Origin of the sequence: Azospirillum brasilense, assembly GCF_005222205.1 — a bacterium.
Classification (GTDB): Bacteria; Pseudomonadota; Alphaproteobacteria; order Azospirillales; family Azospirillaceae; genus Azospirillum; species Azospirillum brasilense_G.
In genome coordinates this window covers 404,692-422,449 of sequence record NZ_CP032347.1, presented here as the reverse complement: position 1 = coordinate 422,449, position 17,758 = coordinate 404,692, and the positions used below count along the sequence as shown (strand labels likewise).

At 69.2% G+C, this 17,758-nt stretch carries 12 protein-coding genes; 7 read left to right on the top strand and 5 right to left on the bottom strand.

Annotated elements, in window-relative coordinates:
* Nucleotides 1–29 precede the first annotated feature (29 nt).
* Both argE and D3869_RS24090 read right to left on the bottom strand, forming a co-directional pair.
* Nucleotides 30–1,181 carry an acetylornithine deacetylase gene (gene argE / locus D3869_RS24100; RefSeq protein WP_282190189.1) on the bottom strand — a complete coding sequence of 384 codons (1,152 nt, stop codon included), beginning with the start codon at nucleotides 1,179–1,181 and terminating at the stop codon, nucleotides 30–32.
* A gap of 226 nt (nucleotides 1,182–1,407) precedes the next feature.
* Nucleotides 1,408–1,755 carry a hypothetical protein gene (locus D3869_RS24090; protein WP_137142323.1) on the bottom strand — a complete coding sequence of 116 codons (348 nt, stop codon included), beginning with the start codon at nucleotides 1,753–1,755 and terminating at the stop codon, nucleotides 1,408–1,410.
* Nucleotides 1,756–2,136: 381 nt separating this feature from the next.
* On the opposite strand from D3869_RS24090, the gene D3869_RS24080 reads away from it, so the two are divergent.
* Nucleotides 2,137–2,649: a DUF2934 domain-containing protein gene (locus D3869_RS24080; protein WP_137142322.1), complete on the top strand. Its 513-nt coding sequence runs from the start codon at nucleotides 2,137–2,139 to the stop codon at nucleotides 2,647–2,649.
* Between the two features lie 22 nt (nucleotides 2,650–2,671).
* Here the strand turns inward: D3869_RS24080 and D3869_RS24075 are convergent, their stop codons facing one another.
* Nucleotides 2,672–3,967: an alpha-glucosidase/alpha-galactosidase gene (locus D3869_RS24075; protein WP_137142321.1), complete on the bottom strand. Its 1,296-nt coding sequence runs from the start codon at nucleotides 3,965–3,967 to the stop codon at nucleotides 2,672–2,674.
* 198 nt (nucleotides 3,968–4,165) lie between these two features.
* Between D3869_RS24075 and D3869_RS24070 the strand changes: the two genes are divergently transcribed.
* The 5 genes from D3869_RS24070 to D3869_RS34525 all read left to right on the top strand — a co-directional run bounded on the left by D3869_RS24070 (nucleotide 4,166) and on the right by D3869_RS34525 (nucleotide 12,225).
* Nucleotides 4,166–5,500: a GH1 family beta-glucosidase gene (locus D3869_RS24070; RefSeq protein ID WP_137142320.1), complete on the top strand. Its 1,335-nt coding sequence runs from the start codon at nucleotides 4,166–4,168 to the stop codon at nucleotides 5,498–5,500.
* A 197-nt stretch (nucleotides 5,501–5,697) separates the two neighbouring features.
* Nucleotides 5,698–6,444, top strand: coding sequence for a hypothetical protein (locus D3869_RS24065; protein ID WP_137142319.1), 747 nt, complete (start codon nucleotides 5,698–5,700; stop codon nucleotides 6,442–6,444).
* Between the two features lie 221 nt (nucleotides 6,445–6,665).
* Complete coding sequence (locus D3869_RS24060; RefSeq protein ID WP_175426587.1) at nucleotides 6,666–8,723, top strand: glycosyltransferase family 2 protein; 2,058 nt, start codon at nucleotides 6,666–6,668, stop codon at nucleotides 8,721–8,723.
* 16 nt (nucleotides 8,724–8,739) lie between these two features.
* The gene (locus D3869_RS24055; RefSeq protein ID WP_137142317.1) at nucleotides 8,740–10,299 is read left to right on the top strand and encodes a DUF6212 domain-containing protein; all 1,560 of its coding nucleotides are present in this window, start codon (nucleotides 8,740–8,742) and stop codon (nucleotides 10,297–10,299) included.
* A 120-nt stretch (nucleotides 10,300–10,419) separates the two neighbouring features.
* Nucleotides 10,420–12,225, top strand: a complete 1,806-nt coding sequence (locus tag D3869_RS34525) for an ABC transporter ATP-binding protein/permease (protein WP_137142316.1) — start codon at nucleotides 10,420–10,422, stop codon at nucleotides 12,223–12,225.
* A gap of 9 nt (nucleotides 12,226–12,234) precedes the next feature.
* On the opposite strand, the gene D3869_RS24045 is transcribed toward D3869_RS34525, so the two are convergent.
* Entirely contained in the window at nucleotides 12,235–14,370 is a 2,136-nt protein-coding gene (locus D3869_RS24045; protein ID WP_137142315.1) for a tetratricopeptide repeat protein, read from the bottom strand.
* A gap of 168 nt (nucleotides 14,371–14,538) precedes the next feature.
* Here D3869_RS24045 and D3869_RS24040 point away from each other — a divergent pair, with 168 nt between their 5' ends.
* Entirely contained in the window at nucleotides 14,539–16,311 is a 1,773-nt protein-coding gene (locus D3869_RS24040) for a radical SAM/SPASM domain-containing protein (RefSeq protein ID WP_137142314.1), read from the top strand.
* Here D3869_RS24040 and D3869_RS24035 read toward each other — a convergent pair.
* Nucleotides 16,308–17,678, bottom strand: coding sequence for a GH1 family beta-glucosidase (locus tag D3869_RS24035; RefSeq protein ID WP_432613434.1), 1,371 nt, complete (start codon nucleotides 17,676–17,678; stop codon nucleotides 16,308–16,310). The genes D3869_RS24040 and D3869_RS24035 overlap by 4 nt on opposite strands.
* Between the last annotated feature and the right edge of the window lie 80 nt (nucleotides 17,679–17,758).

Below are 17,758 nucleotides of genomic sequence, written 5' to 3'. Positions count from 1 at the left end.
CGCGACGCTCCGCCGCACCCCGTTGCGGCTCAGGCCGCCAGCCGGCGGACGAGATTCCGGAGGAAGCCTTCACAGGCCGTCACCTGGGCGACGTCGATGTACTCGTTGGGCTGATGCGCCTGATCGATGGAGCCCGGGCCGCAGAGCACGGTGGACAGGCCGGCCTCCTGGAACTGCCCGGCCTCCGCCGCGAAGGACACCATGCCGGTGTCGTTGCGTCCGGTCAGGGCGTGGCAGAGCTGGGCCGCCGGCCCGCCCGGCTCCGGCGCCAGCCCCGGCACGCCGGCGAGCTGCTCGGTGCGGATGTCGCAGTCCGGGCTGATTTGCCGCATGGCGGCGCGCAGCCGTTCGCATTCCGCCTCGAACCGGTCGTGGTAGCGCGTCCAGTCGTCGCCGGGCAGCGGACGGATGTCCCAGACGAAGGAACAGTGTCGGGCGGTGATGTTGGCCGCCGTGCCGCCTTCGATGGTGCCGACCTGCAGCGTGGTGAAGGGCGGGTCGAAGCCACAGGCGGGGTCCGCGGCGGCGGCGTTCTCCGCCGCCATGTCACCGACGAGGGTGACGAGCCGCGCCGCGGTCATCACGGCGCTGACCCCGCGGTCGATCTGGGACGAATGAACCTCGTGCCCGGTGACCGTGGTGCGCAGCACGTAGCAGCCCTTGTGGGCCAGCACGACCCCCATCGATGTTGGCTCGCCGACGATGACGGCGCTGGGGCGCGGCAATTCATCGGCGATGCGGGCGATCATGGCCGGCGCGCCGATGCAGCCGACCTCCTCGTCGTAGGACAGCGCCAGATGCAGCGGCCGCTTCAGCCCGGCCTCCAGGATTTCCGGCAGCAGGGCCAGCGCCACGGCGGGAAAGCTCTTCATATCGGCGGTGCCGCGCCCGTAGAGGCGCCCGTCGCGCTCGACCAGGGTGAAGGGATCGGTGTCCCAGGGCTGCCCGTCCACCGGGACGACGTCGGTGTGGGCCGACAGCACCACGCCGCCCTCAACCATCGGACCGATGGTCGCGAACAGGTTCGCCTTGGCGCCGTCCGGGCTGGGCACCAGCCGGCTCTCCACGCCGTATCCGGCGAGATAGTCCCGAACCCAGTCGATCAGCGCCATGTTGGAGCGGCGCGAAACCGTGTCGAAACCGACCAGGCGAGCGATCATCGCCTTGGAGACGTCTTGCACCCTTGCGATCCAATCTGCGGAACGGCGGCGCCGTTCCCGCGCTTGTGATAATCTTTAGCAGTCAGACACTGGCCCCTGCATCCTACGATGTCAAATGAGTCGTCTGAATTACGTGGGCATAGCGGCCAACGGCGAACGCCGATTGAACGCTTCCGTCGCCTTCGGAAAGCGGTCCAACCAGTTGTGATACGGGCCGGGCCGGTGCGCCGCAGGGCGAAAGGGGCGGTCAGGCCGCCGACCAGACCTTCTCGGTCAGGATCGTGCGGACCAGCGTCAGCGCGCTCTCGGCGCTCTCGCGCCCGTCCAGCTTCGCCGCCACCGCCTCGATCTGGGCCGGCGGCAGGGTGGACCGTAGGCGGCGCACCGTATCGGTCAGGTGCTTCTTGGCGAAGCGCGCCTGGTTCCCACGCTCCGACAATTCCTGGAAGGCCAGCCGCCGGGTGGTCGCGTCGCGTCCGGCGCTGGCCGCCGTCGCCCGCTCCGCCGCCGCGGCAAGCTCGTTCGAGGATTGGAGGTAATTGCTGATGGCTTCGGTGAGAATACGGTTGGCTTGAAGCATGGGATCAAGGGACATGCGCTGAACTCTTTGCCTTCCGTGACGGCTCTGGGCCGCAAACGGCCCCCTGCCAAGACGTTTCACCCGAAGTTAATTGGGCCGGGCACCCCGCTTCAACCCGGCGAAGGGTTCTATGCGGACCGCAAGCCGGTGCAGCGCCGGTGCCGTCGGGGCGGCACCAACCCATGGTCTATCACCGTCCGCTGCCTGGCGAGGCTGGACAAGCAATGGGCCTATGAATTTCCTATGAACTAAGGCACGCTTTCTTTGTGTACGTTTATCGTCACATAAACCGGGCACTAAAACGGGAACCCACGGGCGCAGGACGCCGTTTTCCTCGAGCGTCGATGTTTCTGCGGCCAAACCCACTTGGACCAAAGCCCACTTGGAGACGGAAGAATGCAAGGCGATCGTGAGGACCGCATCCGCCACCGCGCCTATGAGATCTGGGAGCGCAACGGGCGACCGGAGGGACGGGGGGAAGAACACTGGGCGCAGGCCTGCGCCGAGATCGAAGCCGAGGACCGGGCGGTGACCACGGCGGAACCGGTCGCCATGGTCGCGGCGGTGAAGGACGCCGCCGCGGGCGCCGTGAAGAAGGCGGTCCGCCGGACCAAGACGGCGGCGACCGAATTGCTGGGCGTCGGCCTGAACGCCGTGGTCGATGTCGTGGAGGAGGCGGTCGCCCCCAAGAAGCCGCGCGCCCGCAAGGCCAAGGCCGAACCGGTCGCCGCGAATGAATCCTCCGCCGAAACCCCGGCCGCGGTTCCGGTGCCGGCGGTCCCGAAGGCGGCGAAGCCGCCCCGCGCCAAGGCCGTGAAGGCGGACCCGGTGACGGCGGAAGCGGTGAAGCCGGTCGCCCCGCGCGGTCGCCGCAAGCCGGCCGCGCCGGACACCGAACCAGCCCATTGACCCGCACCGGCCCTGCGCGTTCCTACACACAGGGACGGATGTAGGGCCGGTTCGCCTCCCACAGCTCGTCCAGGATCCTGACGGCGGCGTCGGTGGAGTTCACCACCGGGTCGATCAGCAGGGCCTGGAGCGCCAGTTCCTTCGAGGCGTGGACCGCCGCCTCGACGGAGAGTTGCTGCACGCTCGCCTGGACGTGCAGCAGTTTGGCGATCGGGTCGGGGAGGGGGCCGAGCGAGACCGGGTGGACGCCCGCCGCGTCGGCCAGCAGCGGCACCTCCACCGCCAGATCGGGCGGCAGGTTGGGGATGGCGCCCTGGTTGTAGACGATCCCCGATTCAATGAAGCGCTTCTGGTTGTGCAGAACCCCGGCGATGACCTGCACCGCCCGCTCGCCCCAGGATGGTTGCGTCCAGTCGTCCGGCACCGGCGTCGTCCCGGCGATCGTTCCGTCCATCAGCGCGTTGAGGATGCCGCGCCCGCGCTCGTCCTCCGCGAAGTCGAATCCATGCTCCCCGCCTTCCCAGCCGTAGGGCAGATATTCGCCCAGATGATCGTCGCTGCAGGTCGGCCACAGGCCGAAGCTGTTGAACAGGCGGCGGGTCAGCGGTGTGAAGGCCGGGTCGTGGGTCTTCTCCTTCACCCGCAGCATCGGGTAGAGGTCGCGTCCGCTCGCTTTGTCGCGGATGTGCATCAGCCACTGGAAGTGGTTCAGCCCGGCCCCCCAGACCTCCACGTCCTTTTCGGCCATGCCGAGGATCTGGCAGATGAACCAGCGCGCCAGAAAGATGCCGTGGCACAGCCCCAGCGTCTTGACCTTGGTGTACTTGCCGAGGCCGAGGACGACTCGGCTTTCCGGATTGGACAGGTTGATGAACTGGGCGTCCGGGCACAGTTCCTCGATATCGCGGGCGAAGTCGAAGATCAGGGGCAGGGTGCGCAGCGTGAAGAACAGGCCGCCCGGGCCGCCGTTCTCGCCCAGCGTGTGGCGGACGCCATGCTTCTTCGGCACCTCGAAATCGAGCTTCCACAGGCGGTTGCGGTCGATGGCGACGGAGTTGACGACGAATTCGGCGCCGTCCAGGGCGGCGCGGCGATCGGTGGTCTGTTCGATGATCAGGCCGGCGCCGCCCTTGGCGTTCAGCAGGCGGGCCAGCGCGGTCATGCGGTCGAGCGCCGTCGGGTTGGTGTCGACCAGCGTCAGGGTGCTGCCCGCCAACTCCGTCGTGGTGAAGAGGTCACGGTACATGCTCAGACCGAAGGCCGCGCTGCCGGCGCCCAGGAAGACGATCTTGGTGGTCTTGGGGGTGGTAACGGCCATGGGATGCCTCCCGCCGGTGGGAATGCCGCTGTGCTGATTTGTCAGGGCAGCCGCCTTGGGTGAAGCATACACTTGTTAAGACGAAGAGACTATACCTGATGGTCAGAATAAGCGTGGTGATTTCTTCGCTTGCGCAACATGGCCTTCGCGCTCGCAACAGCGCGTCCGCAGCATGATCACTTCAAGGGAGTCCCCGTCATGGCACTCTTCACTTTTCCCAAGGACTTCCTGTGGGGGGCGTCCACCGCGGCCTATCAGATCGAGGGGGCGATTCACGAGGACGGGCGCGGCCCCTGCGTGTGGGACACCTTCACCGAGGCCGGGCGCATCCAGGACGGCAGCAGCGCCGCCGTCGCCTGCGACCATTACCACCGCTGGGCGGAGGACATCGCCCTGCTGAAGGACGCGGGATTCAACGCCTACCGCTTCTCCATCGCCTGGCCGCGCATCCTGCCGAGCGGGACGGGGGCGGTGAACACGGCGGGGCTCGACTTCTACGACCGGCTCGTGGACGGGCTGTTGGCCGCCGGCATCCGGCCGATGGCCTGCCTGTACCATTGGGATCTGCCGCAGCCGCTGGAGGACCGCGGGGGCTGGCAGGGCCGGGAAATCGTCGGCCCCTTCGCCGACTATGCCCGCATCGTCGCCGCCCGGCTCGCCGACCGGGTGAAGGACTGGATGATGCTGAACGAGCCGAACGTGGTCGCCACCCACGGCTATGGCACGGGCGAGCACGCGCCCGGCCACAAGTTGGGCGAGACGGGCATCCTGCGCGCGCTGCACCACCAGAATCTGGCGCAAGGGGCGGCGCTCCGCGCCATATCGGCGGAGCATGCGGACCTGACGCTCGGCACCGTCATCAACCTCCAGCCCTGCCGGGCCGAGAGCGACCGCGCGGAGGACGTCGCGGCGGCGGCCCGTTGGGACGCGGTGTGGAACCGGGTGGCCCTGGACGGCGTGATGCGCGGCAGGATCCCGGAGCTGATGGCCGAGCGGATGAAGGACTTCGTGCTGCCCGGCGACGAGGAAGCGATCCGCTTCCCCATCGACCTGCTGGGCATCAACTATTACTCGCGCATGACCATGAAGCACGAGACGGGCCATCCGTTCGACGTGTGGTGGGGGGACGCCCATTGCGACCGCTGGACCGCCATGGCCTGGCCGGTGCAGCCCGACGGGCTCTACGACCTGCTGATGGAGTTCAAGCGCGACTACGGCAACCCCGCCGTCTTCATCGCCGAGAATGGTGCGGCCTATGACGACGTGGTAACGCCGGACGGGCAGGTGCACGACGCGGAGCGCGTGGCCTTCCTGCGCGACCATGTGGCGTCGGTCGGCCGCGCCCTGGCCGATGGCTGCAACGTGAAGGGCTATCTGTGCTGGAGCCTGCTGGACAATTTCGAATGGGCCTTCGGCCTGTCGAAGCGGTTCGGCATCGTTCGCGTCGATTACGACACGTTGGTCCGCACGCCCAAGGACAGCTACCGCTTTCTGAGCGCGGTGGCAAAGAGCGGGCGGCTTGATCTCGCGTAACGAACAGGAGGGCAGGCTGTGCGGAGCGATGCTCCGTCAGTCTGTTCTTCTTGCGGAGAACGAAGATTTGGAACCATTGATGGTTTGAGATCTAATCATTAGAAATATAGGTATTTTTTATTAATTTATCCTTCATAATATTGGCTTCAGATGGCCCGGTGTTGCTCGCCATGCGTTCAGAGTCACCGGAGGAAGCCATGGGAATTTCCGACGTTTCGGCATCCTTGTTCCAGGCCACCGCCGCGGCCTCCGTGCAGACGAAACCCACCGCTGCAAAGACCGGCGCCACGGACGGGACCGGATCGGCCTCCGGCTCCAAGACCGACAAGGTCGATCTCAGCGATCTGGCGTCGGCGCTCAAAGGTGATACGCTCGACCTGTTCACGAATCTCTCGGCGGAGGATCGGACGTCGCTTGGCAAGCTCGTTTCCAGCGGGGCGCTGTCGGCGGACGAACTCAACGATGCGCTGTCGTCCGCATTGAAATCGGAGCGCAAGAAGGCGTTCTGGCAATCCGCCAGGGAGGACGCCGAGGCTGGGCGCACCCCTGAAGGCGAGGCGCGGCAGATAAGCATGAAAGCCATCTCGGATCGTATGGAGTCGGAGTTGGAGAGCCGGCGCGCCGCCATGCATGCACCAGGGGTGAGTCCCCAAGACCGCTTGGCCGCGCTGAGCAAGTTGAGCGAAGACCTGAAGGAGATGCAGAATTCCTGGGATCAACTGGCTGGTATCGGCATGCCCATGAAAGCCTACACCCTCAAAGGGGGCGATGAGCGTTTCTTCGCAACGTCCAAAGAGCAGGCGGCGGGCCAGAAATTAAAGGATCTGGGATTCAACTCCGCGACCTTTGATAAGGTGCTTTCGAGCCAATCCAAGGTTTTTGCGCAGAAGTACCTGTCCGAGGAAGGGACGTCCCAGATGACTTTAGGGAATGCGAACAAGTAGTCTGCGGCGCCTTCAGTGATAAGTTTTCCCCTATCATCAGAGTTCAAGCATAGGGCAGCGCCCGGCCCGAACATTCCTGTCCACGAATTGTCACATCGGAGGCAAGCGGAAGCGGTGCTATCGACGATGTCGTGTCACCACTGCGTCCGCCCATGCATTCCGTTGGAACTCACACCGCTTCAGGGTCCGGTGACGCCGAAGACGTCCGCGCGGCCATCGTCGTGCCGACCTACAAGCATTCGGGCCTGCTGGTCGAAGCGTTGTCCACCGCGCTCGCCCAGGACACGGACTTCGCCTACGCGGTGGTGGTGGTCAACGACGGCTGTCCCTTTCCGGAAACGGAACGGGTGTGCCGGGAGTTCGCGGCCGCCCATCCGGGGCGGCTCTATTGCCTGCACAAGCGCAACGCCGGGCTGAGCGCGGCGCGCAACAGCGGGATCGCCTTCGCGCTGGACGCCTTTCCGGCGCTGGAGGCGGTCTACTTCCTCGATTCCGACAACCGCATCCGGCCCCATCTGCTGCAACGGATGCTGGACGCGCTGCGGGCGGCGGGGCCGGAGGTCGGCTGGGCCTATCCGGACGTCGACAAGTTCGGCTTCTTCGAGTTCTGCGACATGTCCGGGGCCTATTCGCCGCTGGAACACCTGTTCCGCAACGTCAGCGAGGCGGGCAGCATGGCGTCGCGCCGCCTGCTCGACAGCGGCGCCCGCTTCGATGAGGCGATGCGCCAGGGCAGCGAGGACTGGGAGTTCTGGCTGCAGGGGCTGGAACGCGGTTTCCACGGCGTTCATGTCCCGGGCACCGGCTTCGGCTACCGCCGCCGCGGCGAGAGCATGCTGACCGAATCGGAACGCGATTACCGCCCCATCCTGACCCACATCCAGAAGCGCCACCCGGCGCTGTTCGGGGTTCGGGCCGTGCTGCGGGCGGAGGCGGCGGTCGGTCGGCGCTACGCGGTGTATCTGCCCGACCGCGCCATTGTCCGCTGCGTCACCGACCCCGCGGCGGGCGAGGAGGATGTGCCACTCGCCGACTTCGTGCGCCGCGCCTTGCGCGCGCCGGAGCGGCCGGGCTACGGGGAGTGCCCCGGCCTGCTGGCGGTGATGGACTCCGGCCTTTACGAGCTGCTGACGCGCCACCGTCTGCTGCGCGGCGCCCTGTGGGTCCTGGAGCGCGCGGCGGCCCAGGCGACCCTGGTGCGTGCCGCGGTGACGGCGCGGGCGGTGGAGAGTGGTTGCGCGCTGTCCTGGTCCGGCGCGCCCGTAGGATTGCAGGCGGACGCGCCGTTCCCCTTGCCGGACGGCGGGGCGGCGGTGGCGATGCTGCCCACCGCGGCCCTGCTCGACCTCGTTCGGCGCCAGCCGGCGGACACCCCTTTGCTGGAGCGGGACCCCCGCAAGCCCTGCGCCGAGGCCCGGCTGAGCCTCACCCTGGCGCTGCCCGGCGCGGCGCAACCGCCGGCCGGCGCCGATGCCGCTCTGTCCACGCTGCGCGAGGCGATGGCCGTGGCGTGGTCGCGGCCGTCCAACGGCGGCTGGGCGGCGGCGCCCATCGACCGTTACCGCGCCGGGGTCGCCACGCCGGAGGATGTCTATCAGACGGTGCATCGGCTGCCCTCGGTGCTGCCGCTTCTTCCCCCCGCCGGGCACCGGCGTTTGGCCGCGCTGGTGGCCGATCCCGCCGATGCGGGGGCGCTGGGGAGCGCCGCCCACATGGCCCGCTGGCTGGCCGGGAAGGGCTATGACGCGCATCTGGTGGCGATGGGGGGCAGGGATCTGACCCTGGCAGCCGAGTTGGTTGAGTCGTTCGCGTCGGTCATCCCTCATCCGTCGCCGCTGGTGCTGCCGGAACGCCCGCTGACCGACCGCGACGCCTATCTGGGCACGCCTCTGCGTCCCTGGGATGCGGTGGAGGAGGATAGGGCGGTCGGCACGCTGGCCGTCTTCGATCTCGTCGTGACCGTGCGGCACGGCGCGGCGCACCCGCTGATGGGCCGGCTGCGCGCGCTCGGCGTGACGGGCTGGGCGTTGCTGGGCGCGTCCACCGTCCCGGACGCGCCGTCCCTTGCTGATGCGGTCAACGGCTGTGCCGCCTTCGAACATGCCTACCAGACCGTCGTGCCCCTCGACGCCCGGACCTATCGTCTCTGCCAGGCGCTGGGGTTCCCACCGGACAAGTTGCGGCGCTGGGAGGATGCGGCGGAGCCGGACGCCGATTCCGATTGGACCGCCTGCGCGCCTCTGTCCTCGTGTCTTCCCGAAACCTCCACGGCCGCCTGAGAGGGGTGTCGTCATCATGAAGCTCTCCGCCCCCGCGGCCCAGTTCGCCTCCCTCTACGACGGCACGCCGAAGATCATCGCTGTCGGCGCCGTCACGGGGCTGGAAGCGGGCGCTGTGCCCCTTCGTCGGCTGCGGCTGGTCCGTCACGACGGCGGCCATCTGCTGCTGTCCGGGGACGCCGCGGCGGAGGAGGGCGCGGCGGAGGAGGGTGCGGCGTTGCGCACGCTGGCCATCCCGCCGTCCGCCGTCCGGGCGGTGTGGTGCGGCGACGAGGCGGCGCGGCGGGACGCCGAGCGGTTGCTCGGCTGGTGGGAGGAAACCGGCGGGCCGGGCAGCGCGCCGCCGCTGATGATGGGCGACGCCTCCACGCTGCTGCACGGTCTGTTGGCCCAAGCCTTCGGAGAGATCGACGGTCTGCACCGCCGCAACGCCGGGCTTCAGCGGACCCTGTCCACCTTGCGGGAGGAATGGGGCCGCTCCGTCCGCCTGCCGCCGGAGGCGGTGGAGCTTCTCGACGCCCTGCGCCTCAGCCCGCCGCGGCTGGTCTTCGCCACGCCGCGCCCGGTGGGCGCGCTGACGGTGCCGCTGCGTCATGGCCGGAATCCAGCGGGCGCCGCCGAGATCGTCCAGCGCCTGCCGGCGGGAGCGCGGGGGTTGGCCGGACTCGACCTGCATCTGGATCAAGCGCCGAAGGGAAGCGGGGCGCTCGCCGTCGCCCTGACGGGGGTTGAGACCGGGGAGACCATCGCGGCATGGACGCTGTCCTTCGGCGAGTTGAGGTCCGGCTGGCTGCCGTTGCGCCTGCCCGCCGCGTCGACCCGGATGGATCGCCTTGTCGATCTGCGGATCGGCGCCACCGGGGTGGTGACGGAGGCGCCGCGCCTCTCGCTGGCCCAAGCCGGCCTGCTCGACGAGTACGCCGTCGCGCCGCCGGCCCGCGCCGTCGGGCAGCCAGCCATGCTGGCGCTGCGGCTGTGGGGTGGGCTGCCGGGGCTGGACTACGGGCCGGCCGGCCATCTGGCACCCCGTCCGGCGCCCGATCGCATGGTCTGGCCGCTGACCGAACCGGTGCTGGCGCAACTGCGCAAGGGCCGCGAGTTCGAGGCGACCTTCCCCTGGTTCGGCCTGCTGCGCGGCGGGCGTGTCCTGCTCCACCCGCTGCACGGCGTCGTCACCGCGGCGCACATCCCGCTGGACGAGGTGCCGGGCGCCGTGGCGGTGCGGGTGCGGGCGGTGATCGACGATCCGCGCTGCCGCACCGCCATCGCCTGCAAGCTGGTGGTGGCGCCGCCGGCGCTGACGGTGGACGAGGCGGAGCGGGAGGAGGGCGTCCTCGCCTCCAGCGGTTGGATGGTGCTGGAGGAGCCACGCCGTCCGCTCGACCTCGCGGCGGTGCTGGCGGCGCCCTGGTCGGGGCCGATGGCGCTTCATCTTTTCACCGACATCCCGGATCGCGGTCACGGCCTGTACGGGCGAACCGTCTTTTCCGATTTCGAACTGGAGATCGATTCCCGCACCGCCTGGGCCAACCCGCCCCTCCTGCCGGCGGCGGACGGGATCGCCGCCACGCCGTGACCGGCTATGACCTTGCGGCGGCGCACCAATCCTTTGGTGCACTGCGGGGCAAGCTGTTGGTAATAAACTGTTCGTTAGGGTAAAGGAGGTCTTGCTTCAAGCCCAAGGGGGTGACGGGCCATGTCGATCGCGTCCAGGACGCCGGACCGATCCGGCTTCACCCGCCGTTTCCTTCATCTTGCCGGAGGCTTCTGGGCCGGAGGCTCCCGTTCTGGCGGGCGGAACTGGACCGTGTGGCTTCTCGCCGGGGCGCTGGGGCTTCTGACGGTCGGGCAGGTGGTGGTTCCCATCCTGCTGAACCTGTGGAGCCAGCATCTGTTCGACGCGCTGGAGCAGCGCTCGATGGACCGCTTCGTCCTGATGATCGCGGCGGCGGGCGGCATCATCCTGTTCAACATCGCCAACACCATCCTGCATCTGCGGGTGAAGCGCCGCCTGCAGCTGGGTTGGCGCACGTGGCTGACGCAGAAGCTGCTGGGCGACTGGCTGACGCGCGGCCGGCAGCATCAGGTGACCTATCTGCCCGGCGACCACGACAACCCGGATGGGCGCATCGCCGAGGACATCCGCATCGCGACCGAGGCGGCCATCGATCTCGTCCTGTCGCTGTCCTACTGCGCGCTGCTGTTGGTCAGCTTCACCAACATCCTGTGGAGGCTGTCCGGCGCGCCGGAGGTGACGCTGGCCGGAAGCACCTTCCACGTGCCGGGCTATCTGCTCTACATCGCCCTGGTCTACGCGGCCGTCGGCACGACCATCGCCCTGCTGATGGGAAAGCCTCTGGTCCGGGCGGTGAACCGGCGGCAGGGGCACGAGGCGTCCTTTCGCTTCGGCCTCGCCCGCGTGCGCGAGAACGCCCAGGACGTGGCGCTCCTGCATGGGGAATCGGGGGAACGCCACCGGCTGGGACTGTTGTTCGGCGGGGTGCAGCGGGGCTGGAACGGCCAGACCCACGCGCTGTCCAACATGATGGTCTTCAGCGCCGCCTATTCGGTGCTGTCCGCCGTCTTTCCGATCCTGGTCGCCTCGCCCAGCTACATCGCCGGGGCCATCTCGCTCGGCGTGCTGATGCAGACGGCGCAGGCCTTCCAGCAGACGGTGGGCGCGCTGTCCTGGCCGATCGACAACCTCGCCCGCGCGGCGGAGTGGAAGGCGTCGGTGGAGCGCGTGCTGGGCCTGCACGAGGCGCTCCAGCGCCTGGACCGCGAGATCGGCGGGGAGGGGACGGAGCGCATCACCGTGGAGCGCAGCGACGGCGAGCACAGCCTGGGTTTCCGCGGGCTGTCCATCGCCGAGCCGGACGGGCGCCGGGTGGTGGAGCCCTTCGACCTGGAGATCCGCCCCGGCGAGCGCGTGCTGATCGTCGGCGATCCGGCGGCGGCGGTGCGGCTGTTCCGGGCGGTGGCGCGGGTCTGGCCCTGGGGTAGGGGGCGCGTCGTCCTGCCCGCGCTCTCCCGCGTGTTCTTCATGGCCGAACGGCCCTACCTGCCGCACGACACGCTGCGCGCCGCCCTCAGCTATCCCGACGGCGCGGAGACGGTGAGCGACGCGCGGGCGGCGGAGGCGCTGGAGCGGATCGGTCTCGGCCACCTGCTGCCGAGGCTGGACGAGCCCGACAGCTGGGACGAGGTCCTGGCGGTGCCGGAGCAGCAGTTGCTGGGCTTCGCCCGCCTGCTGATCCATCGCCCGGATTGGATTTTCCTGGAGGATTCCACCGACAGTCTGGACCCGCGGACCGAGGAGGCGATGCTGCGCCTGATCGACGCCGAGTTCCCCGACGCCACGCTGATCACCATCGGCAGCCACCCCGGCCTGGAGGCGCACCACCGCCGCAAGCTGGTGCTCGAACGGGTGGGCGACACCGTCCGCATCCGCGAAGTGCCTTGCGGGGACCGCGACCGCAGGATCGCGGCGGTCGCGGAGTAGGGGGCGGCCTCACCGCGTCGTCGGGACGGCGGCCTGAAGCCGGCGCAGCAGGGCGGTCAGGGCGGCGCGGCGCTCCTCCTCGGACCGGCCGTCGGACCGGCCGTCGCCCTGCGTTTCCTCGCAGACGCGCGCCGTCAGCGCGGACAGCTCTTCGGTGAAGCCGGCGCGGTGCTTCTCGTCGAAGAAGGGCAGGAAGACGTCGGGCACGCCGAGACGGCGTCCCAACTCCTCGATCTTCAGGATTCCGACCGCGCCCCGCCGGCGCTCCACATCCGCGAATCCCTGGATCAGCGCCATCTGATCGAGAAAATAGGCCATGCTGCGCCGCCGCAGCCAATGCAGGAGGACGGTGGCCGTGCGCTCCAGAACCTCCAGCATGGCGCTGCTCGGGCGCAGCACGATCAGCCCGTTGCTGATGGTGTTGTAGAGATGGTCCAGGCTGTCCGGCCGATGGATGAGCATCGCCTCCTCCTCCGGGGCCATGGCGTCGACGAGACGCCGCGGATCGATCGGCAGCAGGGCGTCGATGTCGATCATCACCAGCGGCGGGCGCCCGTGGAGGTCCAGCACGTCCGGCGCCCTCAACAGGCGCAGGCAGGTGTAGAGGGTGCGCCGGCTCGCCGGATCGAGATCCGGCGGCGTCCGTTCGGTGCTGACGGTGAGGCGGCACCGCCGCAGCGGCGCGCGCAGCCCGGCGATCACCTCCACTATGTCCGGCCCGGGGTCCGCGATGTGGAGATGCACCCGCTGCCCCTCGCCGCAGAAGGCCTCCACCGTCAGCAGAAGGGGAACCGCGAACAGCCGCAGGTAACGGTCGTCGCAGGCCGCGAACAGCAGCGGTCCCTCGCCCCCGGCGGCCGGTTCCGACTGGAATCCGGCCCGATGGGCCGCGCGCTCCTCCGGCGGAACCGACCGGCAGAGGGCATCGAACTCGTCGGTGGAGGCGACGTGGCGCAGGAAGGGCAGGGCGGGAGCCAGCGCATCCAGCACGGCACGGCCCGCCGCCTCGTCCCCCGGCGTGCGCAGAAGCAGCGAACCGCGCAGGAAATCGATCCAGGGCAGCAACTCCCGGTTCTCCTCCGCCGCGGCCTGACGGAAGCGGTCCAGCGCCCGCGTCGCGGCGTCCGGGCGTCCCGCCGCGATCCGGTCGTTCGCCACATGCATGGCGACGTAGACGGGAGCCTTCCAGAACAGGTGCTTCGCCCGCGCCGCGGCCATCAGCCCGCCGGCGTGGGCGGCGAGGGCGGACAGGCGGTCCCCGCGCGCGTCGAGAAGGGCGGCCTTTTCCCACGCCGTGTAGTCGGTGGGGCGCAGGGCCGCCGTGTCCTTGTAGGCCGCCGCGGCGCGGTCGGCATCGCCCGCAGCCTGCGCGGCCTCGGCCAGATGAAAGCGGTCCTGCGCGTCGTCCGGACGCAGCCGGACCACGCGTGCGAGGATCCCATCGGCCTGGTCGGCGCGCCCGCCGGAGAGCAGCGCCAGCCCGAGCCCGGACAGCGCCGCCGGGTCCGCCGGGGCGAGAGCCGCCGCCGCCTGGAACGGGGGAATGGCGGCGGCGTCCTCCCCGGCTTTCCGAAGCGTCGAAGCGAGATTGTAAGCCGCGAAGGGCGCGGCGGGACGGAGCCGGTAGGCCCGGCGGTAGGCCGTCAGCGCCGCGGCCGGTGTGCCGGAGTCCGCCGCCGCGAGCTCCGCGGTGGCGTGGGCGATCCCCTCCTGCACGGCTCCATCGGCCGGATCGATGGCTTGGGCGGCTCGATAGACGGCCAAGGCCTCGGCAGGGCGGCCGCCGGCCCGCCGCACGCCCCCCAGCGCGACGAGGGGCGCCGCCCCCGGTGCCAGGGCTATGGCGTTGCGCAACGCCGCCTCCGCGTCGTCGAAGCGCCCGAGCGCCTTCAAGGCAAGCGCGAGGTTGGAATGATAGGCGGCGACGGTGCCGCGGCGGGCGATGGCCTCGGCGATCAGGGCGGCGCCTTCCGCCGGGTCGCCAGCCTGGCTTCGCAGAACCCCGAGGAGGTGCAGCGCATCGGGGTGGCCAGGCTGCCGCTCCAGCAGGGTGCGGTAGAGCCGTTCGGCCTCGGCGAGGTTGCCGGTGCGGTGCAGCGCCACGGCATTCGCGAGAAGCGTCTCGGAAGGAATGGGCGCGCTCATGGCCGTCGTCTCCGACTTGAAGATGGCGTCTTTCTCTTCTATCGCGGGTACGTTCCGCTGCTCAATAAAGCACTTTAAGTGCGATCAACAATATTGCAATTCCCGTTTTGGAAGCGCTTTCTTGACCCGTGTTGGTTCGGTGGCAAGGCGTGGGAGCGGGCGGCGGTCATGCAGGATCTTTCCACGATCTTCCAACAGGCGGTGACGCTGCACCAGCAAGGACGCCTGCCGGACGCGGAGGTGGCCTACCGCGCCGTCTTGCAGGCGGTTCCGGACCATGGCGACACGCTGCGGCTGTGGGGGCTGGTCGCTTTGCAGTCGGGTGCGGCCGATGCGGCCTGCGCGCGCCTGTCCTGCGCGGTCGCGGTCAATCCCGGTTCGTCGGAGGCGCTGCATATTCTCGGCGGTGCGTTCCGGCAAGCCGGCAAACTCGACAAGGCGCTCGACTCCTATCGCCGGGCGACGCTGCTGCGGCCGGTCTTTCCCGAATGCCACTTCAACCATGGCAACGCCCTGGTCCAGGCGGAGCGGTCGCTGGAGGCCGCGGCGGCCTACCGGACGGCGGTTGTGCAGCGGCCGCTCGCGGCGGACAGCCGTCTCAATCTGGCCGGTGTGCTCAACCGCATCGGAGATCCCGCGGGGGCGGCGCTCCAGGCCCGCGCGGCGGCCGCTCTGGAACCTCACCGCCCGGCGATGCTGACGGCGCTTGGCCGTGCCGAGACGGGTCTGGGGAACACCGCCGCCGCCGAACGGACGCATGGCCGTGCCCTTCGGTTGGACCCGGGGCAAGAGACGCTCGCCTATGAACACGCCCTTGCCTTGTCCGCGGTGGACCGCATCGAGGAGGCAAGCGCCCTCCTGCACCCCCTGGCCCGCTCAACCGACGCGACCATGAGGCTCGGGGCCAAACTGGCTCTGCACCGGCTGGTGCTCCGCTGCATCGATGCCGATGATTACCCGCGGGCCGCCGCCGTCACCCTGAACGCCGGAAACGGCCGGGCGAGTGATGGAAGGGCGATGCTGCCGATGAGGGTCCGCATCGAGTCCTCCAGCGCCTGCAACCTGCGGTGCCGCCACTGCACCACCGGCGTGGCCTACCACAGCATCGAGCGCCGTCTGCTGAAGACGGAGATGTTCGAGCGCATCTTGCGGAATCTCAAAGGTATCGAGGGGTTGGTCAGCGGCGTCATGTATCTGGGCGGAGAACCGCTGATGAATCCCCAACTGGAATCCATGATTCGGCGTTTGAGGGACGAGACGTCGATCGATCAGATCCATTTCGTCACCAACGCCATGCTGGCGACCGAAGAGCGGTGCCGTGCCCTGGCGGAGTGCGGTGTGGAAAAGATCTATGTGTCGATCGACGGCCGCTCACCGGAGGAGAACGACGCCATCCGCCGCGGGTCCCACTATCCGACGGTGCGCCGGAACCTGAATCTGATGCGCCGGTATCTTGAACCTGCCGGGGTGACGCTGATCATCTCCAACAACGTCCTGCGCCGCCCGGGGGATCCGCCGGCCGCCGCGACTCCGGCCTTCCTGATCCAGGACTTTCCCGGCCTGCCGATCGCCACGAACTACGCCTACAAATGGCCGGGCTGGACGCAGACTGGGGAGGACGAGACGCTGGTGGTCGAGGTCGATCCGGGCCGCCGTCGTGGCTTTTGCGGCGCGCCTTTCACGGAGACGGTGATCCGTGCCAACGGCGACGTGACGCTGTGCTGTTACGACATCTCCGGCATCGAGGTGATGGGCAATCTGGGCCGGGACACCCTGGAAGACATCTGGAACGGCGAGCTTTACCGGGCGCTGCGGCTCGCCATGATGGCCGGCGACGAGGCGGCTCTGCCCGGTGTGTGCCGGAACTGTCCGGTCTACACGGGCGAGGAGATCCAGGAACGCCCGGCAAGCGTGCCCGCCCCCGGCGTGGCGGCGGATTAACCGCCCAACCGCCCGCCGATCAGCGCCGAATACCATTTGGCGGACTCCTTCGGCGTACGCGCCTGTGTCGCGAAGTCCACATGGACGATGCCGAACCGCGTGCCGTAGCCGCCGCCCCATTCGAAGTTGTCGAGCAGCGACCACACGAAATAACCGCGCACGTCGGCCCCGTCCGACAGCGCCCGGGCCATCTCGCCGATGCAGGCCTGCAGATAGTCCAGCCGCTCCCGGTCCATCACGATCCCCCGCGCGTCCGAGGACTCCGGCGCCTTGGTGCCGTAGCCGTTTTCCGTCACGTAGATCGGCAGACGGTAGCGCGCGGTGGCCAGCATCAAGGCTTCGTGAAAGGCGCTGGGCTGGAGCGGCCAGCCAATGTCGGTGCGCGGCATGCCCTCCGGCGGGGCGCCGAAGCCGCAGCCCCAGACGGCGCCCGGCTCAGCCTGGGCGAAGAGGGGCGCGTAGTGGTTCATGCCGAACCAGTCCACGGGACGGCAGATCCGCGCCATGTCGCCGGCCTGGACGTGGGGTTCGATGGCGCGGGCGAGGCGCGGCGGGTAGTGGCCGAGAATCTGCGCGTCGGGGAAGCCCAGGTTCCACAACTCGTCGAACAGGGCCGCGGCCTCGACGTGTTCGGGCGCCGGGTCGGCGGGGCGGCAGGGCTGGACACTGTGCACCGCCCCGATGGAGGCCCGCGGCACCAGAGCGCGCAGCACGTCCACGCCGGCCCCGTGGGCGAGATTGGTGTGGTGGATGACCTTCAGATGCTCCCCGCGGTCGGACACGCTCGGCGCCCCCCAGCCCAGCGCGTAGCCGAACAGGGTGAAGACGGAGAATTCGTTGAAGGTCGCCCAGCGCGTCACCCGGTCGCCGAACCGGCGGGCGCAGAGGACGGCGTAGTCGGCGTACCAGCCGGCGCTGTCCCGGTTTGCCCAGCCGCCGAGGTCCTGCAAGGCCTGCGGCAGGTCCCAATGGTAGAGGCAGGCCCAAGGTTCGATCCCCGCCTCCAGCAACCGGTCGATCAGGCGGTCGTAGAAGTCCAGCCCTGCCTCGTTCACCGCGCCGCGCCCGCGGGGCAGGACGCGCGGCCAGGAGATGGAGAAGCGGTAGGCGCCGACGCCGATGTCCCGCATCAGCGCCACGTCCTCGGCGTAGCGGTGGTAGTGGTCGCAGGCGACGTCGCCGGTGTCGCCGTTGTCCACCCGGCCCTTCAGACGGCAGAAGCTGTCCCAGATGCTGGGCGCCCGCCCATCCTCGGTCGCCGCCCCTTCGACCTGGAACGCCGACGTCGAGGTTCCCCACAGGAACCCAGCGGGAAAACCGGAGTTGGGCAGGGGCGATGCTCGCCGTTGCACAGCCTTATGTTCCAAGGGAGACCGCTCCGTCGAACCATTCGCTCGCCATTATGCCTGCTTCTTGACCATTCCGCCAAAGGTAGTAAGGGTAGGGA

Bases quoted from the DNA above. Each gene is read 5' to 3' on its own strand.
- D3869_RS24090 (WP_137142323.1), bottom strand. From the start codon at position 1,755: ATGTCCCTTGATCCCATGCTTCAAGCCAACCGTATTCTCACCGAAGCC.
- D3869_RS24080 (WP_137142322.1), top strand. From the start codon at position 2,137: ATGCAAGGCGATCGTGAGGACCGCATCCGCCACCGCGCCTATGAGATC.
- D3869_RS24075 (WP_137142321.1), bottom strand. From the start codon at position 3,967: ATGGCCGTTACCACCCCCAAGACCACCAAGATCGTCTTCCTGGGCGCC.
- D3869_RS24070 (WP_137142320.1), top strand. From the start codon at position 4,166: ATGGCACTCTTCACTTTTCCCAAGGACTTCCTGTGGGGGGCGTCCACC.
- D3869_RS24065 (WP_137142319.1), top strand. From the start codon at position 5,698: ATGGGAATTTCCGACGTTTCGGCATCCTTGTTCCAGGCCACCGCCGCG.
- D3869_RS24055 (WP_137142317.1), top strand. From the start codon at position 8,740: ATGAAGCTCTCCGCCCCCGCGGCCCAGTTCGCCTCCCTCTACGACGGC.
- D3869_RS34525 (WP_137142316.1), top strand. From the start codon at position 10,420: ATGTCGATCGCGTCCAGGACGCCGGACCGATCCGGCTTCACCCGCCGT.
- D3869_RS24045 (WP_137142315.1), bottom strand. From the start codon at position 14,370: ATGAGCGCGCCCATTCCTTCCGAGACGCTTCTCGCGAATGCCGTGGCG.
- D3869_RS24040 (WP_137142314.1), top strand. From the start codon at position 14,539: ATGCAGGATCTTTCCACGATCTTCCAACAGGCGGTGACGCTGCACCAG.